The sequence below is a fragment of the Dysgonomonas sp. 216 genome (assembly GCF_010501065.1).
Classification (GTDB): domain Bacteria; phylum Bacteroidota; class Bacteroidia; order Bacteroidales; family Dysgonomonadaceae; genus QVMM01.
The window spans coordinates 66,510-91,360 of the sequence record NZ_QVMM01000006.1; the positions used below are offsets into that span (position 1 = coordinate 66,510).

A 24,851-nucleotide genomic window follows, 5' to 3' on the forward strand; every position below is an offset into this window, starting at 1 on the left:
TTTAAATATTTCAGACATTATAAATTTCAAAAAAGTAAAGAATATAAATCTTTTTGTAAAATAAACTTGACTATTTGAAAAATATAATTTACATTTGTGATGTAATACTAATAATTTAAATATATGAAAACGAACAATTTCTTATTGCCTGCCTGTTTCAGGAAAATCGGTTGGATTATATCATTGCCTCTGGCAGCAATTCTTATTTTCTATTTATTGGGATATTTTGATTACAGCGAAGCATCAACGACATGGAATTTCTTTGACGGCATGTTTAATAATTCCTCAGGGCGTGTACTTAACCTTATAGCGGGAAAGCTGATTCTTTCGGTATGTATGATTTTACTTGTTATAGGGCTACTTTTCATCGCATTCTCTAAAGAAAAAATAGAGGATGAATATATTGCCAAGTTAAGAGGGGATTCCCTTATTTGGTCGGTTATTGTAAATTCAGTATTATTAATTGTTACATTCCTGTTTGTTTATGGAGATGGTTTTATATTTGTATTGTTTTTGAATCTTTATGCACTGCTCATTTTATTTATTATAAAATACAACATAGCATTGCGAAATTTCAAAAAATCCAATGATTATGAAGAATAATATTAGAGTTGAACGAGCAATACTCAGGATAACCCAACAACAATTGGCAGAACGGATTGGGGTTAGCCGCCAGACAATAAATGCAATAGAATCGGAAAAGTATGTACCGTCAACCGTATTGTCATTAAAAATCGCAAGGGTATTTGAAAAACCCGTTGAAAGCATTTTTACATTGGAAGATACCGATTAAGTAATATAAGTGAAACTAAAAACAAAAAAGCGGCTAACTCATTCGGATAGCCGCTTTCAATATTATCATAAAACAGTTTTACAATGTAACTCCTGTTTTGAATATCGCGATTTCCTTAAATCCTGTTTCTTCGTGTTTCAACAGTTTTCCGTCACATGTTTCAACAATGAAGTTGACAAAGTCCTTCAACACTTTCTCCATGCTCTGACCTTCAAGAAGGCTTCCTGCATTGAAGTCAATCCAATTGTTTTTGAATTTGAACAGGTTCGAGTTTGTCGAAATCTTCATCGTAGGAACAAAGCTACCAAATGGAGTTCCGCGTCCTGTGGTAAACAATACCAACTGACAACCCGAAAGAGCCAGCGCCGATGCCGCCACAAGGTCGTTTCCCGGAGCATTCAACAAGTTCAGCCCGTGAACTGTAACAGGTTGAGCATAATCCAACACGTCAACTACTTCGGAATTACCGCCTTTTTGCGTACATCCCAACGATTTATCCTCAAGTGTTGTGATACCACCTTTTTTGTTACCCGGAGACGGATTTTCATATATCTCCTGATCGAATTTGCGGAAGTAATTTTTGAAGTTGTTAATCAGCGAAACAGTGTCGTTGAATACCGATCCGTTTTTCGCACGGTTCATCAGGATAGTTTCCGCTCCGAACATTTCAGGCACTTCGGTCAGTATAGTCGTACCGCCCTGAGCTATCAACCAGTCGGAGAATTGTCCGACAAGCGGATTAGCTGTAATTCCGGAGAAACCATCACTGCCACCGCATTTCAAACCTACTTTCAACAACGACAACGGAAGTTCTTCGCGCTTGTCTTTCTTCATATTCTCAACAAGTTCCTTCATCAGTTGGAATCCTGTTTCGATTTCGTCTTCCACCTCCTGAGCAATGACAAAGCGAACACGGTTTTCGTCCCACGTACCCATCGCCTTCTTAAACTCAGATTGCTGGTTGTTTTCGCAACCCAGACTGAATACAAGCACACCTCCCGCATTCGGATGTTTTGCCAATGCAGCTAATGCTTTTTTAGTGGTTTCGTGGTCATCGCCTAATTGCGAACAACCATAATTGTGCGTATACACACGGATATCGTCGATATGGCTCGTATCGAGTTCTTTTTTCACACGGTCGATAACCATTTGCGCCTGCCCGTTAACACAACCTACGGTCGGAACAATCCACAGTTCGTTGCGGATCCCCATTTGTCCGTCATAACGCAGATAACCGTTGATTTTCAAATCGCTTTTCGGTATATCCAGTTTCGGATAAACAGGCACGTATTTATATTCCAGATTGTCGTGCAGGTTGGTTTTTACATTATGCGTATGCACGTGCTCCCCCACCCCGATGTCCAACAACGCATGCCCTATCGGGTAGCCGTATTTTATTACGTTTTCATCCTTCTTAATCGGACGGATGGCAAATTTATGCCCCGTTTCGATCGGGTTTTTTATCGTCACCTCCGTTCCGTTCACGTTAACAATATCACCTTCGCTCAGGCTGTCGATTGCTACCGCTACGTTGTCGGAAGGGCTAATTATCAAAAACTTACTCATTTTCCTAACTCCTTTTTAATTTTGTCAACCATTTCGCTGTATTCGGTGTCCGACAGATATTTCTGCTGCGGATTCATCACAAATACACCTCCAAAATCCGTGCCATCGACGTATTTCGGCACGAGGTGCATATGCAGGTGTTTCAGCTTATCCGAATAAGCTCCATAATTGATCTTTTCGGGATTGAACAGCTTTTTCATTGCTGCCGCAACCTTGTTCGTATCTTTCATATACGCCAGCAGATCTTCGTCGTTCAGCTCATACAGTTCCACATTGTGGTCTTTGTAAGCGACAATGCATCTGCCGTAGTATGTTTGCTCCTTGAACAGGAAAACCGTGGATACGCTCAAATCGCATATCTCTATCATCAAATCTTTTTGTGTCTCGTTCCTGTCGCAGTATAAACAACCTGTTGCCATATTTGTTTTTTGTTGATTATTTTAGATGATTTCCTTCAAAGCAGCCGGCATTCCTTTCGCAAGGATAGCTTCCACGCCTTTTGCCACTTCGTCGACGAAGAAAGGAACTTCCGCAAAGTTTTCTTTCCACATTTGCTTGTTGTTTACAACACCGGCAACCCAACCTTTGATGTCGTCAGCCTTGAATGTAGACTGAATGAATTCGAGGAATTCAGGCGTATCGTTCGGCGTGAAATCAGGAGCAGCCGATTTTCCGGTATATAATACCAGTAAAGCAGCAAACGAGAAGATTGTCAGTTTAGCATCTTTGTTCAATTTCTTATAGTTATCGAAAACAGTAGGATAATCGCGAGTTTCCCATTTAGAGATCGAATTCAACGAAATATCTTTCAGATAGTGTTTCAGATAAGGATTGTAGAAACGCTCCAGAATTTTATCTGCAAACACTTTCAGTTCGGCAGGATCTTCGTCGATAACCGCCAATACTTCCTTGTACACCATTTCGTTGATATACCTCTCAACTTCAGGCGTATTGAAAGCGTCCATTACTGTTTGGCAGCCCAATTGCAACGCTACAGGAACCATAGCTGTGTGTGCACCGTTAAGGATACGTACTTTTTTGGCACGGAAATCCTTGATATCGTCCATAAACAATACGTTCAAGCCTGCTTTATCCAACGGGAATTTTTGTTTGATGATGGGATCGCCACCGATTGCCCATACATGGAAGTACTCGCCTTTCACTACCAAATTGTCGTCGAAACCGATTTCTTGTTTGATTTCATCGATGTTTTCGCGTGGGAATCCCGGCACGATACGGTCAACCAATGTATCGTAGAAATGTACCGAATTTTTTACCCAGTTGATGAAGTCGGCACCCAAGTTGTTTGCTTCGGCATGTTTCAGCACATATTCACGCAATGTAGAACCGTTATCCTCGATCAATTCGCAGCAAATAACCAACAAACCTTTATTCGGGTCGCCGTTGAATTTTTTGAAACGTTTGTGCAACAAGGCTGTCATTTTAGCAGGGAACGATTTAGGAGGCTGTGCATTCAAATCGTCGCCTTCTTCGTAGCGGATACCCGCTTCCGTTGTGTTAGAAATAATCATTTCCAACGCATCGCTCAGGAACAGTTCTTCGTATTTTGCATATTCGTCGTAAGGATTCAACGCATCCATGATGCTTTTTACCAACGCTATTTCTTTAACGGGTTGTTTGTCTTTTATACCTTCCAGATATACATGGTACATGCAATCCTGTTTGCGAAGCATATCCGCCATCCCTTGCGCGATAGGCTGAACGGCAACAACACCGTGATTCATAACACCTGCATTGTTTGCTTTGTCGATCATCCAGTCAACAAACGCGCGAAGGAAGTTACCCTCTCCGAATTGGAGGATTTTTACAGGAATATCCTTCTTTTCTACTGTGCTTTTATTTAATTCTTTCATTTAATACGCTTTTTATTAGTTAGATATAGGGGTTAATTCAAAATTTAAAGAAGTTTTTTGCGTTGTAATAAGATATATCTCCAACCATTTTGCCTAAGAATGGTAACTCGGATGATGGTAATAAACCTTTTTCTACATCGTTACCTATCAGGTTACATAGAATACGGCGGAAATACTCGTGACGGGGATAGGACAAGAAACTGCGTGAATCGGTTAACATTCCTACAAACCGGCTCAAAAGTCCGAGATTGGATAACGAGTTCATTTGCGCTTCCATTCCTGTTTTTTGGTCAAGGAACCACCAGCCCGATCCGAATTGGATTTTTCCGGCAACCGAACCATCTTGAAAATTACCAATCATGGTCGCAATCAAATCGTTATCTCTTGGGTTAAGATTGTAAATGATTGTTTTCGCCAATTTATTATCTGTATCTAATCGGTTAAAGAATTTCGACATAGCTTTAGCTACCGAAAAATCGCCGATAGAGTCGAAGCCTGTGTCGGGGCCTAATTGATTAAACAAACGGGTATTGTTGTTGCGGATAGCACCATAATGGAATTGCTGTGTCCAGCCTTTTTCCCAATCCATGATTGCTCCTTCGAACAACATTGCAGATTTAAACTTGATTATTTCTTCTTTTGTAAGCTGTGTTCCGCCATATACTTTATTGAAGATGTTCTCTATTTCGGCTTGAGTAAAATCTTCGGCATAAAACTCTTCTATTCCATGATCGGAAAGTTTACAGCCTACGCTTGCAAAAAAATCGTGACGGTTACGTAATGCTGCTATAAGATCACTGAATTTATTGATTGTAATGCCCGAAACCTCAGAAAGTTTCTCCACATAAGCACGGTAATCGGTAGGAACTTCAACAGCCATTGCCTTGTCGGGGCGCCATGTTGGGAGTACTTTAACAGAGAAGCCTTCGTTTTTCAACGAAATATGATGCTCAAGGGTATCAACAGGATCGTCAGTTGTACAAACGGCTTCAACGTTGTACTTCTTCATAAGTCCGCGAGCCGAATACTCGGGGGTGCGAAGCTTTGCTGTACATATATCGAATATTTCTTTGGCAGTATCAGGATTTAGTAAAGTTTCAACTCCAAATGCCGTTTTAAGTTCGAGGTGAGTCCAGTGATATAACGGATTTCGCATTGTATAAGGTACGGTTTCAGCCCATTTTTCGAATTTTTCCCAATCGGTAGTATCTTTTCCTGTGCAATAACGCTCGTCAACACCATTAGTACGCATCGCACGCCATTTGTAATGATCGCCTTCGAGCCATATTTGTCCAAGGTTGTCGAACTTATGATCGTTGGCTATATATTCGGGTATTAAATGGCAATGATAATCGATAATAGGCAACGATTTTGCATATTCATGATACAGCATTTGGGCTGTTTCGGTTTCGAGAACGAAATTTTCGTCTAAGAATTTCTTCATGGTTACTTTATTTTATGGTTATTCTTTTATTTTGACTGTTATTTTTTTGTTTAGGCGATTCATTACCTCATCAATACATTTTTGAAGGTCTTCTTTTGTCCTGACAGGCTCCCAATCGAGTTCCCATGTAGGCATAAAGTAATAATCTACATATCCGTTATCGGGTTTTAGCACCACCACATGATTTAGCTTATCTTCGGTAATCTCTTTCAATTGCTTTGTTCTGAAGAAGATGACAAGCCCTTGCATATCTTTATTCAAACTTTGTTTTCCGAATGTTGCTATGTAAGACCATTCGTTGCTATTATCCGATTTCAATATCTCAGTCTCTTTGCTTTTTATTATGCCTGTAGCCAGATTTTCAAGGTTTTTATCTGTCAGTAACTCCATATGTGAAGCGCGGCTTCCTGCATCAATTGATATAAGAGACTCCAGTGTGCATTTTGTTCCGTTTGCGTTCCATCCGTAATATGTTGTCATTACCTGCGAACGGATTTTGCCATCGGCTTTAATGTACGATACAATGCTATCGGCATTGTTTACACGCACAGCTTTTTCTCCATCCCAAACGGCAATCGAGCCGATGCCCAAACCATCGCCCACTTTCATATTATCCATACCCCAAATGCCCATATTGTGATAATTGTCGTATCCGTCAACACCAACGAATGGTAGTACTATTTCGGGTGTTTTTTTTCCGAATACATCTATTCCGTTACGCCAGTCAAGATAAAAACGGAATGCCGCCTTGTCGCTTTCCCAGCCCGGACCTTCGTATTTAATGTAATAAGCATGGTCGGTAAAGTCGTCGGGGACACGCAAATAATTAGGCTTTACCCATGCAAAATCGCCTTTGTATTGATTCCAGTTATGGCGTTCGGTAATTGTTCTTTCAAACTTGCCTCCAATCTTGTGCACAATCTCGGCATATGTGCGTTTCGGATATTTGTGTGCGCACCCACCTTGTATATTTAAAGAAATTGATGAATTGGGCATAATTGTAGAAATAGGGAAAATAACCGAAGCATTACCTTTTATATCGGATACAACTTCTACGGGAACGATTTCGCTTTCATTTACAGCAACATAATTGTTTATTGGCAATTTCAATTGATTTGCAGGTATCTCAACCGTATAATCTACAATCTTTTTTTCAGCCTTGTTTTCCAGTACAACAGTCTTTGTTTGCGCAAACATTCCGGCGGAGAAAAGAAATTGTCCGGCAAAAGCATAGTAAAATACTTTTGTCAGTTTTGCTCGTGTTCTGAATATATTCATAGTTAAATTGCAAGTTTTTGATTTTAATACAGAGATACTATTCGTATAATTGATTTTCAACGAGACAAATATAAGGCAATCATTTCTTTCGAGAACGATAAAAATTACTTTTATCATGGAAAATCTGTTATTTTCTATTAAAAAAATGACACGAAAGCACTACTTTTTTATTAGGTAATTGTTCTTTGTGTTTTTAATAAAATTAGTGGCTGATGTCTTGGCCCGAAACTCGATAAAAAAAGTTACCTTTGTGAGATTTATATTCTACATAACATATTTGTTTGTACTTTATTATACGAATGGCAAAAAAGAAAAAAACGAAGAAAAAAGGCGGAAAAGGAAAATTCTCTATACTCCTCGATTTCATGAAAAGTGAAAGAGGCAATTTTATACTTGGAGTATCAATATTGTTTATTGCAGCTTTTATGTTGTTGGGTATGGTGTCTTTCTTTTTCACAGGGGCTGCCGACCAAAGTAAAGTTGTGAATAAAACTTTTTTTGAACTGATTCCTCTAAAGAAAGAGATAAGTAACTGGGGCGGTGTTGGCGGAGCCTATATTTCCGAACAATTTGTAAATGGGTATTTTGGTATTTTTTCTCTACTGATTCCGATTTATGTTGGGCTTATTGGAATGAGATTAATGAATATACTGTATATATCGTTAATCAGATCGTTTTTTGTTCTGGCATTTGTTCTTATATGGGGGTCGGTAACAAGTTCTCTGATCTTGTCTAACCTGTTTAGCGACAGCTATATAATATGGGGCGGAAGTCATGGCTTGGTTATCGAACAATTCTTAGAGTCGGCAGTAGGGATTCCCGGTGTTGTGATGATAGTGCTGTTATTACTTATTTTGTTTATAGTTGTAGTACGAAGCACTTCTGTTACTTTTTTCAGAGATATGTTTGCAAAACCTTTCAACCTGAAAAGAAACAGGGTTTTACAAGAGGAGGAAGAAGGTGCTTTGGTTATCGATAATTTTGATGATGATTTACTTGCGGTTGAAGAAGAAAAACCGAAGAAATCTATTTTTGATATTTTCCGTAGAAAGCAAAAGGACTTGAATAACAATACGGAATCAGGAAATGAATTTGCTTTTGTTGGTAATATCGAAACAGCCGATAAAGAAGAGGAGCAGCATATAACAATGGATGACGATTTTGAGATTGTTGTGCCTACTGACGAACAACCTTATCGGAAAGAAAACGAAAATAATACAGCCCAGCCAAATTCGGAAGAAGATGATGACGACTTGGATAAGGATACAGAGGGAGAGGATTTTGAGGAAGAAGAACTTGAAGATTATGACCCCACGGCTGATTTGTCCCGCTTTGCATTTCCTTCTGTAGAGCTTCTGAAAATATATGACTATTCGGGCAAAGGCGTCGATATGAACGAACAGCGCGCCAATAAGGAAAAGATTATAACTACTTTGCGTAATTATGGAATAGAAATTACATCGATAAAAGCAACTGTAGGTCCTACCATAACTTTATATGAAATTGTGCCGCAAGCAGGCGTGCGTATTTCCAAGATACGAAACTTGGAAGATGATATCGCCCTCAGCTTATCGGCATTAGGTATACGTATTATTGCACCAATGCCGGGTAAAGGTACCATAGGGATAGAAGTGCCTAATAAAGATCCGCAAATAGTGTCGATGCAGTCGATAATAGCTTCCCGTAATTTTCAGGAGTGTGCTTACGATTTACCTGTTGCGTTAGGTAAAACTATTACCAATGAGGTGTTTATGTTCGACCTGTGCAAAATGCCCCACCTTTTAGTTGCCGGAGCAACAGGGCAGGGGAAATCTGTCGGATTGAATGCTATAATAACTTCGTTGTTATATAAGAAACATCCTGCCGAAATGAAGATGGTATTGGTAGACCCTAAGATGGTCGAATTCAATATTTATTCGCGTATTGAGAAACACTATCTGGCAAAGTTGCCTGACGCAGAAAAAGCTATTATTACAGATGTAACGAAAGTTACTCAAACCTTAAACTCCCTGACAAAAGAGATGGACGACCGTTACGAATTGTTGATGGCGGCCAGTGTAAGGACAATAAAAGAATATAACGAAAAGTTTAAGAAGCGTCGTCTGAATCCGTTGAAAGGGCATCGTTTTCTTCCGTATATTGTTGTGATAATAGATGAGTTTGGTGATTTGATAATGACCGCAGGAAAGGAAATAGAAATGCCTATTGCCCGTATTGCGCAAAAGGCCAGAGCAGTAGGCATACATATGATTATTGCAACGCAACGTCCTACAACAAATATTATTACAGGTACTATAAAAGCTAACTTCCCTGCCCGTATGGCATTTAGGGTAACTTCGCAGATAGACTCCCGAACCATACTTGATATGTCGGGGGCAAATCAGCTGATTGGACGAGGCGACTTATTGTTTTCGCAAGGTAGCGATCTTATTCGTATACAGTGTGCGTTTGTCGATACGCCCGAAGTTGAGGGACTTGCTCAATTTATCGGAAATCAGCAAGGGTACGCCCATGCTTTTGAATTGCCCGAATATGTTAGCGAAGGCGGTGGAGATGATAAACCCGGAGCTGTGGATTTAAACGATAAAGATCCTTTGTTTGAAGAAGCGGCACGTTTGCTGATTATTCACCAACAAGGTTCAACTTCGCTCATTCAACGTAAATTTTCGATAGGGTATAACCGTGCAGGTCGTCTTATGGATCAGTTGGAAGCTGCAGGAATTGTAGGGCCAACCCAAGGAAGTAAGGCTCGCGATGTGCTTATTGCAGACGAATACAGCCTGGAACAAAAATTAACAGCATTAAGATAAGCAGAATTAAACTTTCGGGTAAAAAAAAAGTCTATTTATTTAAACAATAAAAGTAAAAATGAAAGCAAGGTTATTATTCTTATTTATATTTATTTCGGCTCAAATAGCTGTGGCACAAAATGCAAAGGACATACTAGATAAAGTTGCTACAACATACAAGCAATCGCCGGGATTTATCCTTTCGTTTACGATAAATACAAATGATATTGCAAATAAAACAACATACAGTCACGATGGCACAGCACATATAAAAGGGAATAAATTTAAAATACAAGTTCCGGATGGAATAACTTGGTTCGATGGAAAAACTCAGTGGGTGTATATGACAGGAGGCGACGAAGTGAATGTTAGCAACCCAACGGGAGAGGAGTTAGCGGCTATAAGCCCTGTAGCGTTGCTCAATTTATATAAATCGGGCTTTAAGTTGAAGAATAAAGGGGAGAAAACCGAAAACGGAAAAAAAGTATATTTAATAGAAATGATTCCTGAAAAAAAAGGATCTGATGTAGAGAAATTCGATCTTAAAATAGATAAGGCTTCTAATTTATTTACTTCAATATCTATCTATCAAAAAGATAAGGTAAATAATCAGTTGATTATAAAATCGACAAAAGAGCAATCGTCGATAGACGACAAAGTATTTACCTTTAACCAAAATGATTACCCTGATGTTGAGGTTATAGATCTTAGGTAAAATCAGTTTTCTGCCAATATATAGATAAATATTATATCTATATAGATAAAATAGAATGTATTTATTTTGAAAATAGGGTTTGATGCCCTATTTTTGTTTTATTGAAATTAATAGAAAAATAATATTTAATATGAATGAAAAAGTACGTTGCTTAATAATTGGTTCGGGTCCGGCAGGATTTACGGCAGCTATTTACGCATCCAGAGCAAATCTGGCACCGGTTTTATACGAAGGAATTCAGCCCGGTGGACAGCTGACAACCACTACGGATATTGAAAATTTTCCCGGATATCCCGAAGGAATAAGTGGAACCGAAATGATGGAAGACTTGAAAAAACAAGCTACGCGTTTTGGTGCTGATATCCGTGCCGGAATAGCTACATCTGCCGACTTGACTGCTACGCCTAAAAAAATAGTGATCGACGGAGAGAAGACAATAGAAGCCGATGCTGTGATTATTGCAACCGGCGCTACAGCTAAATATTTGGGAATGCCCGACGAGACAAAATATGCAGGTATGGGCGTTTCGGCTTGTGCTACGTGCGATGGTTTTTTCTATCGAAAAAAGGTTGTGGCTGTTGTGGGCGGAGGCGATACTGCTTGCGAGGAGGCTACTTATCTGTCGGGTTTGGCCGATAAAGTTTATATGATTGTTCGTAAACCTCAGCTTAGAGCGTCGAAAGTTATGCAGAAAAGAGTATTGAACAATCCTAAAATAGAAATGCTTTTCGAGACAAATACACTCGGCCTGTTTGGCGATAATGGAGTAGAAGGGGCTCATCTTGTAAAAAGAATGGGTGAAAAGGATGAAGAAAAATTTGATATTGCAATTGATGGCTTTTTTCTGGCAATAGGACATAAACCAAATACAGACATATTTAAAGGTCAGATCGACTTGGATGATTCAGGTTACATAAAAACAATGCCCGGAACGCCCAAAACAAATATAAGAGGGGTGTTTGCTGCCGGCGATGTTGCCGATTCTGTTTATCGTCAGGCTATAACTGCTGCCGGTACAGGATGTCAGGCTGCATTGGAGTCGGAAAGATATTTAGTGGAGCTTGCCGAAGCCGAATGTGAATTATCTAAGTAAGATATACACTTGCCAAAGTGAAGTAGCGACTCTGTTTTATGGGGTCGCTTTTTTTATCGAAAAAGTTACAAACCTATTCGCTTTTTTATGAATCGGAATATAATAGATTGCATTATTCCGCGCATAGCCAGATAGATGATAAATGCCAACCATAGCGCATTATTACCAAGGCTGTTTTGGAACAGGTAATATATTAAAAAGAACGAAGCCGTGGCAACAAACATGGAGTTTCGCATTTGTGCCGATGCTGTCATACCTACAAATACCCCATCCCATAAAAATGCCGAGAATCCGGCGAATGGGATAAGTAATACCCAAAACCTGTATTCGTGCGCAATATTTATGATGTTTTGTTTATCGGTAAGTATACCTAATATATTGTCGGCAAATAACCAATATCCGATTGTAAAGAATATCATTAAACCTATTCCCCAACGAAACAGGCGGCTTATAAGTATTTTTAGCTGCAAAGGTTGTTTTGCTCCTACATACCGTCCGGTTAAGGCTTCGGCGGCGTATGCAAATCCATCCATCATATAAGAGAAAAGTATAAATAATTGCATCAGCAAACTGTTAACCGCTAATAATGTATCGCCCATTTTTGCCGATGTTGAAGTAAAGAAGGTTGTGACTGCAACTAGGGCTAAAGTACGAAGAAAAATATCGCTATTAACTTTAAAGAATGGAACAAAATCCCTGATGCTTTTTATAAAACTTATATTCAGAAACGGTTTAAGTTTCCTGTATTTTCTGCTCCATATTATTAATGATAAAATAAAACCCGAATATTGAGCAATGAGCGAGCCTAACGCAACCCCTTTCAGCTCAAGATGTAGAACGAATACCAATAATATACTCACGCATATATTAATAACGTTTACGGCTATAGATATGTACATAGGTGTTTTCGAATCCTGCATACCTACAAACCAACCCGAAAAAGCATACATGCTCAGAACCGCAGGGGCTGCCCAAACGTATATATAAAAATAGGAGGATGCATATTCTTTTATGCCACTGCTTGCTCCAATAAGAATAAAAGCCAATTGCAGAATAAAATATTGCAAAATTACAATGAGCAACCCTATTACTATAGCTACCAATAATGAACGTAGCAAGATATTTACTGTTTCTTGCTTATCTTGCGCTCCAAACGCTTGTGCCGTAAAACCACTGGTACCCATACGCAGAAAACCGAAGTTCCAGTAAATAAAGTTGAATATCATTGTGCCCACAGCGATAGCTCCTATAAAAAGTTCGGAGCTGAGATGTCCTACAATAAACATATCTACCATTCCCAGCAAGGGTACAGTAATATTCGATATAATATTGGGGATTGCTAACCGTAATATCCGTTTGTCCAATTCTTCCTTTTTTTTACAAAGGCAAAGGTAGCTAAAAGCAAGATATAAAAAATGGTAATCCTTTTATATTAGCTGACAGCGATACAATAATTAAAGACAATGCCTAAACATAGTAGTTGATGTTGATTTTTAAGATGAAAACTCGTAACTCCATAAACAAAAAACCGATGAATATAAATCCATCGGTTCTTATAATATTTTAGAACAAACACTGTTACCTTATTTCGGGGGCGAGACAGTAAAGCAATTAAATAAGTTTAATACTTCTGTTTATAAAGTTACTTAAAGCTTCGCCTTTAAGCATTCCATTCGAAAGTAATGCTAGATCTATTAATTGACGAACAACTGCGTTGTCCGACGCATAAGCATTTATCGCCTCCGTATCTTTACCCTCAACCTCTGACAGAACCTGCTTAATCAATGGATGCTCTACATTTAACACCATATTCATATTATCGGGCATCTCGCCATACAAGCCAAATCCTGTTTGCATAGCCGACATTTCCTTCATACGCCTCATAAACTCGTTCTGAGTTATTTGTATAGGCTTAGCATTGGTGCCCAAAGCTTTATACTCTATTGTAAAGTCAACCTTGTCAATTTTAGGTAATTGCGATTTAAAAGTTTCGCTAAGCTCCTCCTTTTGTTTGTCGGTAAGCGTAACTTCAGCCTCGTCTCCTTTTTTTATCAGATTATCAACAACATCACTATCGACGCGTACGAAATGGCTTTTTTCGAATTTTTGCTCTAGCAAACCGGCCATATGTACATCCAATTGTCCATCAAATAATATCACGTCATACCCCTTGTCCAGAGCATTATTGATGTAAGAGAACTGTTCGTCTTTATTGCTTGTGTACAGATATACTAAATTTCCATCTTTATCAGTCTGATTAGAACCTATAAGCGTTTTATATTCTTCAAACGTAAACGCCTTTCCGTCAACATTCTTCAGTAAACAGAATTTTTGAGCCCTGTCGTAAAACTTTTCATCGGTAAGCATGCCGTATTCGATAAACACTTTAAGGCTATCCCATTTTTCTTCGAATTGGGGGCGGTCATTTTTAAATATTTCTTCAAGCCTGTCCGCAACTTTTTTCGTAATGTGATTCGAAATCTTTTTTACATTTTGGTCGCTTTGCAAGTAAGACCTTGAAACATTCAAAGGAATATCGGGCGAATCTATTACCCCGTGCATTAAAGTCAAAAACTCGGGAACAATACCTTCGACCGAATCTGTTACATATACCTGATTCGAATACAGTTGTATTTTATTCCTGTTCATATCCACATTGCTCTTTATTTTAGGAAAATAAAGAATACCTGTAAGTTTAAACGGGTAATCGACATTCAGATGTATCCAGAATAAAGGTTCGTCGCTAAAAGGATAAAGATCCTGATAAAACTTCTTGTAATCTTCATCGGTTAACTCGGTTGGTTTACGAGTCCACGCCGGATTTGTTTCGTTTATTATATTGTCTTCATCTGTTTCGACTGACTTTTCATCTTTCCACTCGGTTTTTTTGCCAAATGCAATAGGAATGGCTAAGAACCGACAATACTTTTTCAGCAGTTTGTCAACTTCGTTGTTCTCCAGAAAGTTTTGATTCTCATCGTCGATATACAGAATGATATCTGTTCCTCTGTCGGTCTTTTCTACACTTTCTATTGTATATTCGGGTGTTCCGTCGCAGCTCCATTTTACCGGTTGTGCACCCTCTTTATAAGACAAGGTTACAATTTCGACTTTTTTAGAAACCATGAACGATGAATAAAACCCTAAACCGAAATGACCGATTATAGAATTCGCATCGTTTTTATACTTATCAAGAAATTCGTTTGCCGACGAAAGAGCTATCTGATTGATATACTTCTCTATTTCTTCGGCTGTCATACCTATACCTCTGTCCGAAATAGTTAATGTGCCTTTTTCTTTATCAATACTTACTTTTACAGTAAGGCTGCCCAATTCGCCATTAAACTCGCCTATAGACGATAATGTTTTAAGCTTTTGTGTAGCATCTACCGCGTTTGAAACGATTTCACGCAAAAAAATCTCGTGATCGCTGTACAAAAATTTCTTAATAATGGGGAAAATATTATCGGTTGTTACCCCAATGTGTCCTTTTTGTTGCATAATTTGTAAATATTTAGTTTTTCGTTAAAATTCTATGATCCATAATTACAAAAAAAATGCCACTAACTAATTAGTGACATTTTGTCATTATATTTTTTTTGAGAAATTAATACCAAGTGGGGTCGTAAGCAGTCTGACGTCCACGTTGTTCATATTTCAAATCTTGCAGCAGTTGAGAACTTGCTCTGAGCGACACAAAATAGCTTTGATATACCCCCACCGGAACAAATGTGGCAGAGATGCTCCAGCAATGCAGGTTACGTGTTAATGAACAGTTTAAGTAGGAAAATCCACCTGTGTCGAAATTATAACTTGTTGTAAAATTAAAGTTCCAGTTTTTGGTGGGTTGTATACTTCCACTAAGTCCTAAACTATGAGTTACCTTTCGTTTATATTCCATATTCTTTACATCAATCTCGCTCGAGTTAGCATAGGTAAACGAATAATTAGCCGAAAGATTCCACTTTACTTCATTTTTTAAGTACCCGTCATCGTCGTACTCTCCGTCTTTCTCCTTGGATTTATTTAAGATGCTTCCTCCGCCCGAAGATTCTTCTTCACTTGTTGAAAAAGAACTTTCTTCCGAAGTTGATTCTGTTGACGAAGAGGTTTCGTTTTCACCTTTTGCTTTATCGCCTCCTTTTCCAAACCATTTTTTGAAAGTATCCTGATTGATAGATGGAGAAATAGAGTAGCCTGTGCGTATAAGGCGTCCAATGCCTTTTCCGTTCGATATACGTAAACGATCTACCTTGTTCAATCTTACAGGAGTTTCCCTGCCCGGATCAGAAGCCGAATATACAGGGTCGTACATATATGGGTCGAAGGTTCCATTTACGTTAACCGTCAGGTTTTTACTTAATTTCAACCTGAGAGATGCATTTATATCACTCCATTTTAGGGAGTCCTTCATCATATTATAGCTGAATCTTACCCCAAAGTTATCGATAAGGCTAATGATGCGGGTCGAGTCGTTAGGTGTGTTAAGTTTCATTTCGATATTATTATCGAAACTGAAGTTTAAACTACCCTGTTTGCCCGAAGGAGCCGTTCCGAATATACCTCCCTCGTAAGGCGAATAGTCAATGTATTGGCGTTGCCCTTGTGCATCCTCGTAATAAACCCGTTCGTAAAAGCCCCACGATGGATCGCTAAAGTCGGGACGGGCGCTTAAGCTAATAGATGGAGTAAACACATGTCTGATTCGGTTTATTGTACCGGCCTTAAAAATAGGGACCTTAAATATGGGCTCGAAGAATCCATATAATTTAGTTTGAAAGCCTAACGCAAAATTAAAGTCATAGACTCTGTTAAACGAATATGTTGTGTCAGAATTAACAAGTGTGTTTCTCGCTACATCCCAATGCTTGTTTATCTTTTGAGTATACCAACGTTCTTTATAGTTTAGCGAAGGGGTAATATTCAGATAATTAAACACGCTGAAAGTTGCACTTACGGGAATAGAATGCTGCATGGCATTGCGCCAGTCTTTCTGTAAACTCGATTTTAAAAGTTTATCTTCCTTTGTTGTTATACTGTTTCGTAAATCGCCCGTATAGCTCATTTGTATTTTCTCGTACCACCGTTGAGTACCCACAGCCTCTTTACGTTTAAACGGATAAATACGGCTCATCGAAACCGTAAGGTTAGGAAGCGTAAGCGCAACTGTAGAGTCTCTCGAAATTTGTGCGGCACTCATATTTGCCGATACAGTAAATGGCGAGTTCGGAAAACGCTGGGTTAATGTAACTGTAGAGTTTTTAGTGTTTTCGGTACTATATTGGTTCTGTATACTATTTAAATTGTTCTGATTATACGAACTTGTTTTAAAGTTAACACTAGCCGAGAGCGTACGATACATGTTCGCTTTAGGGTCTTGTGTGTGACTCCATGTTATGCCAAAGTCTTTATATTCGCTATAATCGGGGTCGGCCTTTTCGCCATATCTGGTGTAGCGATACGAGATGTTAAAATTACCCGAATGTCTGTAACGTTTACGGTAAGTAGAACGGGCATTTAATGCCCACGACCCCTTGGTGTATATATCGCCTGTTACGGCAAGATCCACGTAATCGTTTATTGCAAAATAATAACCTCCGTCCCGAAGCCCAAATCCACGATCCATCACATCGTCGAAACTGGGCATTATAACTCCCGACTGATATTTATTGGTAAAAGGGAAAAAAGCGAAAGGTAGCCCCAGAAAATAAATAGGGACATCTTCTATCACAAGGTATCCGGGTCCTGATATAACATCTTTCTTTGGCCTTACTTTTCCTTTGGTAACCATAAAGTAGAAGTGGGGATGCTCGTGATGGTCGCAGGTTGTATATTTTCCGTTACACATAAAAAACGAATCATCTTCGTTTTTCTTTGCATTTTCGGCAACAATATAACCTTCGCCTTGCGTAGTTACAACGTGTTTAATAATACCTTTCTTGGATTTAAAGTTGTATCGCATCGATTTTGCTTCGTAATCGGTGCCGCCGCCCGAACCTCCATCTGTAAAAACTGGATAGCCGAACTCTTGCCCTATCGAATCGAGACCATATGTAGCACTAACAATACTGCTATCCATACTAATCTCAATATTTTCGGCTTTCAGCGCAATTGTTTGGTAATTTATATGCCCATCGCCGTAAAGATATCCTATATTACCTTCCGAGAAAAGGAATACAATAGAATCGTTCGATTCATAATCGACAGGGGCTTCTATGGCTGGTTTTTTCTTTTTTACCGAATCGGTTGCAATACTATCAACCGATAATGTGTCTGAAATAAAGGTACTATCGATGGCTGAAGAGTCAGCCGGTATACGATTATCGGCTATGACAGAATCGTTAAGCAAAGACAAACGCTCGTCGGCTACATTGAACGCAAATAGGGAACCGACAAGCGGTACCGTAACAAACGTTAAAAATAATACATATATGAATAGCCGAAAGTTTCTCATTTAAAATAAGGGAGTTCGTACTTTTTATTCCAAACTGCAAAACTAATCAATATATGAAAAACGAAATGCAAAAAATATAAAAATATGAATTAAAGTATGTAGGTTTTCCTTTCTTATTGTAAAAAAGCGAATATTATGCCGCTAAATTTTATTAAATCACTTATTTTACAAAGCCTATAAGTATAACATAAACTTATTTTTTAAATAATTTCTAATATATTTGCATCGCATAAAAACTAATAACACTTAATTAATTATGAATAAAACGCTTCTTTTATTATTAAGCACATTTGCAGTGTTCTCAAATGTAAGTGCGCAGGACAACGATCCGGTTTTAATGAAAGTTAACGGACATCCTGTTCATAAATCGGAGTTCGAATATTTATACAAGAAAAACAGTGCCTCGGTACAACAGTCCTTAGATGAATATTTACCTTTGTTTATCGATTATAAGCTGAAAATCGAGGAAGCAAAAAGTCAAAAACTCGATACAATTCCTGCATTTATTAAAGAGTTTGCCACTTATAAAAAGCAACTATCGCGTCCTTATTTAACAGACACGGTAAGTATACAAACTGTGGCTCATGAGCTGTATGACAGCATGGGCGAAGGCGTAGAAACAAGCCATATTTTATTTAGATTTCCCGAAGGCGTAATTTTACCGAAAGATACACTGGCAGTATACGAAAAAGCTTTATCGGTGCGTCAAATGTTGGAAAAACCAAAAGGAAAAAAAGCGAAGAAGAATTCGACAGTTAAATCTTTCGAAGATTTAGCACTCGAATATTCAGAAGATCCATCGGCAGCAAGAACCGAAAAACCTGGTTATTTAGGATGGACCACCGCCGGGATGCTTGTCGAACCATTCGAAAAAGTAGCTAACACAACCCCAGTGGGCGAGGTAAGTATGCCTGTACGTACATTGTTTGGCTACCATCTAATAAAAGTGCATAACCGCCGCCCCAGCCAAGGTAAAATAAATATTGCTCATATTATGTTTGGGTTTTCTCACCCCGACACATCTGTTGAACAGAAAGACAGTATTAAAAAGATTGCTCAAGAGGTATATAATAAGCTTGTTGCGGGAGCCGATTACAGCGAACTGAGTAAAGAATACTCAACCGACAGACAATCTGCTGAAAAAGGTGGGAAAATGGGGTGGATAGATGAATATACTCGTTTGCCTCGTTCTTTTACGCAAGCAGCATACTCTATAAAAAAAGAAGGTGATATAACCGAGCCTATCGAAACCGCTTACGGATATCATATATTGAAATTAGAAGGCAAAGCTCCACGCGATTCATGGAAACAATCGAAAGAGCGTTTGGTTAATATTGTAAACAGTTCCGACAGAGTTGAAGATGTCAGAGCTTTGAAAAACCAAAGATTAGAAAAGCTTTTTAACTTTAAAGCGAACAAAGCAGCCTACGACGAATTAAATGCCTTGGCAAATGACTATAGTCCAGCCGACTCTGTATTTAACGAAAAAACGGCGAACAACAATGAAGTGTTGTTTAACGCTGATGGCGTAAATTATAGAATATCCGATTTTTCGAAGTATGTTGCTAATAATGCAAAAAGTTCGAGAACACGTTTTTCTACCGATATGCTTAAACAGTTGTTGAGTAGTTACGAGGAATCGGTTCTGTTTAATATAGAAGAAAACTCGTTGGAAAAACGTTTCCCCGAATACCGCAACCTGCTACGGGAATATAACGATGGAATACTTTTGTTCAATGTAATGAACGAAGAGGTTTGGGATAAAACGGCAAAAGATGATGAAGGTTTGGCCGAATATTTCAAAAATAACAACTCAAAATATGTATGGGAAAATCCTAAACACAAAGGATTGATTATACATTGCGCTGATGAAGCGACATTGAAAGCCGCAAAAAAACTTGCAAACAAAAATAAAAAAGCTAAAAACCAAGGCGAAATTATTCTAGAAGCTTTAAACAACGATAGTGTAAAAAATGTAAGGGTACAGCGCAGCTTATTTGCAAAAGGAGAAAACAAATTTGTAGATCAGGAGGTGTTTAAAACTGGAGAAAAAGCTGAGCCTCTAGATAAATATCCATACTTTTTTGTTATAGGAAAAGTAATCCCTAAACCCGAAGAATATTCCGATGTTAAAGGACAGGTAATTTCGGATTTGCAAGAAGTAAGAGAAAAAGAATGGATGGAGGCGCTTCGTAAGAAATACCCTGTTGAGGTTAATGAAGCCATTCTAAAATCAATCAAATAAATTAAGCAATATATAACAGTCACAGGAAATACGTTTTCTGTGACTGTAATTTAGAACGCTATTATCAGCATAACATAGATAAAGAGGAATGAGATTTATTTCACGGTTACTATTTTCAATTTTGTTTATTACCACAACTGTATCTTCATGTATCAAACAAGAAGGAACAAATAAGGTAACAGACAATACTATATTGGTTGAAGTAAACGGTAAAGCTCTTTATCTGGAGGAAGTTGCTGAATCTATTCCTAAGGGACTATCGCCAACCGACAGTACTTTAAATGCTGAGGCATACATTAAAATGTGGATAAAAGACGAGTTGATGTACGAAAAAGCCTCGGAGAACATTACCGACAAAAAGAAAATTGATGAGCTTGTCGAAAATTACCGACAAAATCTAACGATTTTCACTTATCAGGAACAATTGCTTAAGCAACGCTTGTCGAAAGAAATTTCGGAAAATGAATTGAAAGATTATTACGATAAAAATTCGCAGAATCTGGATTTACAGACCGATATAATTAAAGGTCTTTTTCTGAAAGTGCCATTAACTTCTACTCGTTTAGAAGATTTGAAAAAATGGTACAAATCGACATCGGAAAGCGCTATTGAGAATATTGAGAAATATTCGCTCGAAAATGCCGTTATTTACGACTTATTCTATAACAATTGGGTAAGTTTCGACGATGTTTTACTAAATATCCCCCAAGTTATCCCCGACAAAAGAATATTTCTGAAAGAAAATAAACAAATAGAAGTTGAAGACTCGTTATATGTTTACCTGCTTAACATAAAGGATTATAAACTTGCCGGCGATAATGCTCCTTTCGAATTTACAAAAGGTCAGATTATGGAAATCCTTTTAAATCAGAGAAGAGAGGATTTCACAAAGCAAATCGAAGCCGATTTATACGATGAAGCACTAAAACAAGGAAAAATAACCTTTTTCGACAAGTAACAACAGTACTGTATAACTTCTTTTAATAATATTAAGACAAAAGAATAGGTAGTATATAGCTATATTTACGACCTCTTTAAAATTCTAAACAAGAATGAAAAAAATATTTTGCAAAGTAATCCTTCTGTCGGCATTGTTGATGTCTGTGAATTATTCCGAGACTAAAGCCCAAAATAATGTTATAGACGAGATAGTATGGATTGTAGGAGATGAGGCTATTCTTAAATCGGATGTCGAGAATACCCGTTTACAAATGCAAATTGAGGGCGAACGTTTCGATGGCGACCCATACTGTATTATACCCGAACAAATAGCGGTAAACAAACTGTTTTTGCATCAGGCAAAGATCGATAGTATTGATATTCCGGCGGCATCGGTAACGCGTGAAGTAGAACGACGTGTAAATAATGCTATCGGACAGGTTGGCTCACGCGAGAAGCTTGAAGAATGGCTCGGTAAATCAGTTAGGGACTTACGCGAAGAATGGAAAGAGCAGATACGCGAAGGAGAGATTGTTCGTGAAGTACAAAAAAAGATAGCGGGAAATATTCGTCTTACTCCTGCCGAGATAAGAAAATACTACACAAGTCTTTCTCAAGACAGTTTGCCATTCATACCTACGTCGGTAGAGGTGCAAATAATAACAATGCGCCCTATTATTCCGATGAAAGAGGTTGATGCTGTTAAAAACCGTTTAAGAGAATACACCGATCGAATAAACAAAGGAGAAACCTCTTTCTCGTCGTTGGCTCTATTATATTCGGAAGATACAGAGTCGGCTAAAAAAGGAGGAGAATTAGGATTTATAGGTCGGGCCATGTTAGCTCCCGAATATGCAAGTGCCGCTTTCTCTTTAACCGACCCAAATAAGATATCGAACGTGGTTGAAACCGAATATGGTTTCCATATCATACAGTTAATCGAACGTCTGGGCGATCGAATTAATACGCGTCATATATTACTTAAACCTAAAGTTCCGACAGAAGAAATGCGAAAAACCATTTCCAGAATGGACTCTTTAGCAATAGAAATCCGAGACAGCAAATTCTCGTTCGAAGAAGCTGCCATGTACGTTTCGTCCGACAAAGACTCTCGTAACAATGGAGGTTTGATGGTTAACAAAAAGGAGTATAGCAGTAATGCAGGTACAAGCCGTTTCGAGATGAAAGACTTGCCACAGGAAGTAGCCCGTATTGTAGATAAAATGAAGATAGGAGATGTATCGACAGCCTTCTCTATGATTGACGAAAAGGGCAAAGAAGTGGTAGCTATTGTGAAACTTAAGCAAAGAATAGACGGGCACAAAGCCAACATGTCGGACGACTATCAGGTAATGAAATCGATAGTAGAAGCTAACAAACGTACTGAGATATTAAAAAAATGGGTTCAAGATAAAATTAAAACTACTTTCATCCGTATTGACAGCGATTGGGTTAACTGCGACTTTCAATATTCGGGGTGGGTAAAGGATAATAAATAAAACGAATATACCCTATAAAACAAGGTATGTTAGAAAAAATAAAGAAATTCTTTTCAGATGGGCACAGAATACGGTTAACCGCTATTTTGTGCTTCATCGTTCTATACCTGTCGGCACAAACAGCCCTTCAGCCTAACAATGACCCGGTGCCTGAGAAAAAGCGTGTGGAATTGAAAAGAGCAGGAGAACTGAAAACACGCGAAGGGTTTGAACCGCAAATACTTATCGATAGTGTTGTCTTTTTTCACGATGGAGCTTACATGCATTGCGATAGTGCATACCTCGATCAAAAAAGCAATAGTTTCGAGGCTTTTAGCAATATTGTGGTAGAACAAGGTGACACCCTGTTTCTTTACGGAGACTATCTGTATTACGACGGAAACACAAAGTTACTGATGGTACGCAACAATGTACGTCTCGAAAATAAAGGAGTAACGCTTTTTACCGACAGTCTGAATTACGACCGAATACTCAATTTTGGTTATTATTTTGATGGAGGAATGCTTGTAGACTCGCTGAACGAACTAACTTCGTATTGGGGACAATATGAGCCCGGTATAAAAATAGCTACATTTAGCGATAGTGTTAAGTTAGTAAACAATAAATTTACCCTTTATTCAGACACTCTGAAATATAATACCACTACTAAAATAGCAACCATACTGGGGCCTTCGGTAATAATATCAGACAGTGGTTACATCGAAACCCGAAAAGGTTGGTACAATACGCAAACCGAAGAATCGTTACTACTCGATCAATCGCTTGTTACCAGTAAAGACGGAACTAAAACCCTTACAGGCGATTCAATTTCGTATCATCGAGCCAGTGGATATGGAGAAGTATTTGGAAATATGGTAGTGACCGATACTTTACAGAAAATGATTCTGCATGGGCACTACGGTTATTATAACGAACTCACAGGCTATGCAATGGCTACCGATTCGGCTTGGTGTGTAGACTATTCGCAGGGAGACAGCCTTTATTTGCATGCCGATACTCTGAAAATGATAACCGACTCTATATTCAAACAAGTAAAAGCATATTATGGAGTGCGCTTCTATCGTTCCGATTTTCAAGGAGTTTGCGACTCCATGCAATTCAACTCGCGCGATTCTATATTGTATTTATATAAAGATCCTATTTTATGGAATGAATCGTATCAGCTGACCGGCGATACAATAGAGATATTTATGAACGACAGTACAATCGATCATATTCATATGAAAAAGTACTGTTTTGCTATAGAAGATAAAGACTCGGTACACTTTAATCAGCTGAAAGGGCGTGATTTGAAAGCATTCTTTAAAGATAAACAAATACATCACATACTTGTAGAAGGCAATGCCGAATCGATATTCTATCCGGAAGAGAATGATAAAACAATGATTGGGCTGAACCGAACCGAGAGTGGTTTTCTGTCTATTGGCTTAAAGAATAAAAAAATAGATAAGCTGAAAATATGGCCTAAACCGAAAGGAAAAATTACTCCTTTAGCCGACCTTGTACCGGATGAAATGAAGTTAGAGCAATTCAGGTTATTTGATTATATCAGACCTTTAGATAAAGACGATATCTTTAGAAAAATAAAAATAAGAAACGATCAAATAATTAAACGGATAAACGTACCTGATAATTTATTCGATCAAGGAGGCGACTACTAATCCGAGTTGTGAAATTTGGGGGGAGTATTTATCTATAAAGTAGGGTATACCTGTAACAACAATAATTCCAGAAGTAGAATGAAGATTATAAAAACTGTCAGGTTTTTATAGAATACCTATAACAGAAATTGATAATCCAAATCCAGTTCTGTATAAATAAAGTTTCGATATAGCCAAACTAAACACCATCTTCGAGTGCATGGTTTCTAAAAATGAAAAAAGTGTCAGGTGTGTCAGGTTTTTTTAATTTTAGTCTTTTCAGAGTGTTTTTTGCTAGGGGTAATTCTATATTGATAGAATAAGCCTATAGCAAGTGTTCTTTAAAATAATACTAATTTACTGTTGTTACTGCGCGTGATCGAAGATCACTTGCATTCCTTTTGCCCTATGCCGCAAAAGGAATCAAAAAGGCATTTTGCGGCTCTACCTTCTTGGGGACAGCATTGCAGGCGCAGTCTTGATTTTTTGGTTCGTTTTGCATCAAGGCAAAATGAACGAAGG

General features: G+C 38.3%; 17 protein-coding genes. 9 read left to right on the top strand and 8 right to left on the bottom strand.

The window, feature by feature from the left end; genetic code table 11:
- Nucleotides 1-123: 123 nt before the first annotated feature.
- The gene (locus D0T53_RS05105; protein WP_163265744.1) at nucleotides 124-603 is read left to right on the top strand and encodes a hypothetical protein; all 480 of its coding nucleotides are present in this window, start codon (nucleotides 124-126) and stop codon (nucleotides 601-603) included.
- Nucleotides 593-793, top strand: coding sequence for a helix-turn-helix transcriptional regulator (locus D0T53_RS05110; RefSeq protein ID WP_163265745.1), 201 nt, complete (start codon nucleotides 593-595; stop codon nucleotides 791-793). The genes D0T53_RS05105 and D0T53_RS05110 overlap by 11 nt, the downstream gene beginning before the upstream one ends.
- A 78-nt stretch (nucleotides 794-871) precedes the next feature.
- On the opposite strand, the gene D0T53_RS05115 is transcribed toward D0T53_RS05110, so the two are convergent.
- The 5 genes from D0T53_RS05115 to D0T53_RS05135 are packed head-to-tail and all read right to left on the bottom strand — an operon-like array spanning nucleotide 872 to nucleotide 6,955.
- Complete coding sequence (locus tag D0T53_RS05115; protein ID WP_163265747.1) at nucleotides 872-2,359, bottom strand: UxaA family hydrolase; 1,488 nt, start codon at nucleotides 2,357-2,359, stop codon at nucleotides 872-874.
- Entirely contained in the window at nucleotides 2,356-2,778 is a 423-nt protein-coding gene (locus D0T53_RS05120) for an HIT family protein (protein ID WP_163265749.1), read from the bottom strand. The genes D0T53_RS05115 and D0T53_RS05120 overlap by 4 nt, the downstream gene beginning before the upstream one ends.
- Nucleotides 2,779-2,799: 21 nt before the next feature.
- The gene (locus D0T53_RS05125) at nucleotides 2,800-4,233 is read right to left on the bottom strand and encodes a tagaturonate reductase (protein WP_163265751.1); all 1,434 of its coding nucleotides are present in this window, start codon (nucleotides 4,231-4,233) and stop codon (nucleotides 2,800-2,802) included.
- Nucleotides 4,234-4,270: 37 nt separating this feature from the next.
- On the bottom strand, nucleotides 4,271-5,677 hold the full coding sequence (uxaC, locus tag D0T53_RS05130; RefSeq protein WP_163265753.1) for a glucuronate isomerase: 1,407 nt from the start codon (nucleotides 5,675-5,677) through the stop codon (nucleotides 4,271-4,273).
- 18 nt (nucleotides 5,678-5,695) lie between these two features.
- A complete protein-coding gene (locus D0T53_RS05135; RefSeq protein ID WP_163265755.1) occupies nucleotides 5,696-6,955 on the bottom strand; it encodes a DUF4861 family protein in 1,260 nt (419 codons plus the stop codon).
- 299 nt (nucleotides 6,956-7,254) lie between these two features.
- Here D0T53_RS05135 and D0T53_RS05140 point away from each other — a divergent pair, with 299 nt between their 5' ends.
- The 3 genes from D0T53_RS05140 (at nucleotide 7,255) to trxB (ending at nucleotide 11,552) form a co-directional block, all read left to right on the top strand.
- The gene (locus D0T53_RS05140; protein WP_163265757.1) at nucleotides 7,255-9,765 is read left to right on the top strand and encodes a DNA translocase FtsK; all 2,511 of its coding nucleotides are present in this window, start codon (nucleotides 7,255-7,257) and stop codon (nucleotides 9,763-9,765) included.
- Between the two features lie 58 nt (nucleotides 9,766-9,823).
- Nucleotides 9,824-10,459: a LolA-like putative outer membrane lipoprotein chaperone gene (locus D0T53_RS05145; protein WP_163265758.1), complete on the top strand. Its 636-nt coding sequence runs from the start codon at nucleotides 9,824-9,826 to the stop codon at nucleotides 10,457-10,459.
- 130 nt (nucleotides 10,460-10,589) lie between these two features.
- Nucleotides 10,590-11,552: a thioredoxin-disulfide reductase gene (gene trxB / locus D0T53_RS05150; protein ID WP_163265760.1), complete on the top strand. Its 963-nt coding sequence runs from the start codon at nucleotides 10,590-10,592 to the stop codon at nucleotides 11,550-11,552.
- A gap of 65 nt (nucleotides 11,553-11,617) precedes the next feature.
- Here the strand turns inward: trxB and D0T53_RS05155 are convergent, their stop codons facing one another.
- From D0T53_RS05155 to D0T53_RS05165, 3 genes are all read right to left on the bottom strand, one after another.
- Complete coding sequence (locus D0T53_RS05155) at nucleotides 11,618-12,916, bottom strand: MATE family efflux transporter (protein ID WP_163265762.1); 1,299 nt, start codon at nucleotides 12,914-12,916, stop codon at nucleotides 11,618-11,620.
- Between the two features lie 247 nt (nucleotides 12,917-13,163).
- Nucleotides 13,164-15,053 carry a molecular chaperone HtpG gene (gene htpG, locus D0T53_RS05160; RefSeq protein ID WP_163265764.1) on the bottom strand — a complete coding sequence of 630 codons (1,890 nt, stop codon included), beginning with the start codon at nucleotides 15,051-15,053 and terminating at the stop codon, nucleotides 13,164-13,166.
- Between the two features lie 106 nt (nucleotides 15,054-15,159).
- Nucleotides 15,160-18,006 carry a putative LPS assembly protein LptD gene (locus tag D0T53_RS05165; RefSeq protein ID WP_163265766.1) on the bottom strand — a complete coding sequence of 949 codons (2,847 nt, stop codon included), beginning with the start codon at nucleotides 18,004-18,006 and terminating at the stop codon, nucleotides 15,160-15,162.
- Between the two features lie 256 nt (nucleotides 18,007-18,262).
- Here D0T53_RS05165 and D0T53_RS05170 point away from each other — a divergent pair, with 256 nt between their 5' ends.
- The 4 genes from D0T53_RS05170 to D0T53_RS05185 all read left to right on the top strand — a co-directional run bounded on the left by D0T53_RS05170 (nucleotide 18,263) and on the right by D0T53_RS05185 (nucleotide 24,350).
- Nucleotides 18,263-20,251 carry a peptidylprolyl isomerase gene (locus tag D0T53_RS05170; RefSeq protein ID WP_163265768.1) on the top strand — a complete coding sequence of 663 codons (1,989 nt, stop codon included), beginning with the start codon at nucleotides 18,263-18,265 and terminating at the stop codon, nucleotides 20,249-20,251.
- 88 nt (nucleotides 20,252-20,339) lie between these two features.
- Nucleotides 20,340-21,209, top strand: coding sequence for a peptidyl-prolyl cis-trans isomerase (locus tag D0T53_RS05175; protein WP_163265770.1), 870 nt, complete (start codon nucleotides 20,340-20,342; stop codon nucleotides 21,207-21,209).
- Nucleotides 21,210-21,303: 94 nt separating this feature from the next.
- Nucleotides 21,304-22,689: a peptidylprolyl isomerase gene (locus D0T53_RS05180; RefSeq protein WP_163265772.1), complete on the top strand. Its 1,386-nt coding sequence runs from the start codon at nucleotides 21,304-21,306 to the stop codon at nucleotides 22,687-22,689.
- A gap of 26 nt (nucleotides 22,690-22,715) precedes the next feature.
- On the top strand, nucleotides 22,716-24,350 hold the full coding sequence (locus D0T53_RS05185; protein WP_163265774.1) for an OstA-like protein: 1,635 nt from the start codon (nucleotides 22,716-22,718) through the stop codon (nucleotides 24,348-24,350).
- Nucleotides 24,351-24,851: the final 501 nt, after the last annotated feature.

Excerpts from the sequence above, each read along its gene's own strand:
- D0T53_RS05105 (WP_163265744.1), top strand. The coding sequence starts at position 124 with ATGAAAACGAACAATTTCTTATTGCCTGCCTGTTTCAGGAAAATCGGT.
- D0T53_RS05110 (WP_163265745.1), top strand. The coding sequence starts at position 593 with ATGAAGAATAATATTAGAGTTGAACGAGCAATACTCAGGATAACCCAA.
- D0T53_RS05115 (WP_163265747.1), bottom strand. The coding sequence starts at position 2,359 with ATGAGTAAGTTTTTGATAATTAGCCCTTCCGACAACGTAGCGGTAGCA.
- D0T53_RS05120 (WP_163265749.1), bottom strand. The coding sequence starts at position 2,778 with ATGGCAACAGGTTGTTTATACTGCGACAGGAACGAGACACAAAAAGAT.
- D0T53_RS05125 (WP_163265751.1), bottom strand. The coding sequence starts at position 4,233 with ATGAAAGAATTAAATAAAAGCACAGTAGAAAAGAAGGATATTCCTGTA.
- uxaC (WP_163265753.1), bottom strand. The coding sequence starts at position 5,677 with ATGAAGAAATTCTTAGACGAAAATTTCGTTCTCGAAACCGAAACAGCC.
- D0T53_RS05135 (WP_163265755.1), bottom strand. The coding sequence starts at position 6,955 with ATGAATATATTCAGAACACGAGCAAAACTGACAAAAGTATTTTACTAT.
- D0T53_RS05140 (WP_163265757.1), top strand. The coding sequence starts at position 7,255 with ATGGCAAAAAAGAAAAAAACGAAGAAAAAAGGCGGAAAAGGAAAATTC.
- D0T53_RS05145 (WP_163265758.1), top strand. The coding sequence starts at position 9,824 with ATGAAAGCAAGGTTATTATTCTTATTTATATTTATTTCGGCTCAAATA.
- trxB (WP_163265760.1), top strand. The coding sequence starts at position 10,590 with ATGAATGAAAAAGTACGTTGCTTAATAATTGGTTCGGGTCCGGCAGGA.
- htpG (WP_163265764.1), bottom strand. The coding sequence starts at position 15,053 with ATGCAACAAAAAGGACACATTGGGGTAACAACCGATAATATTTTCCCC.
- D0T53_RS05165 (WP_163265766.1), bottom strand. The coding sequence starts at position 18,006 with ATGAGAAACTTTCGGCTATTCATATATGTATTATTTTTAACGTTTGTT.
- D0T53_RS05170 (WP_163265768.1), top strand. The coding sequence starts at position 18,263 with ATGAATAAAACGCTTCTTTTATTATTAAGCACATTTGCAGTGTTCTCA.
- D0T53_RS05175 (WP_163265770.1), top strand. The coding sequence starts at position 20,340 with ATGAGATTTATTTCACGGTTACTATTTTCAATTTTGTTTATTACCACA.
- D0T53_RS05180 (WP_163265772.1), top strand. The coding sequence starts at position 21,304 with ATGAAAAAAATATTTTGCAAAGTAATCCTTCTGTCGGCATTGTTGATG.
- D0T53_RS05185 (WP_163265774.1), top strand. The coding sequence starts at position 22,716 with ATGTTAGAAAAAATAAAGAAATTCTTTTCAGATGGGCACAGAATACGG.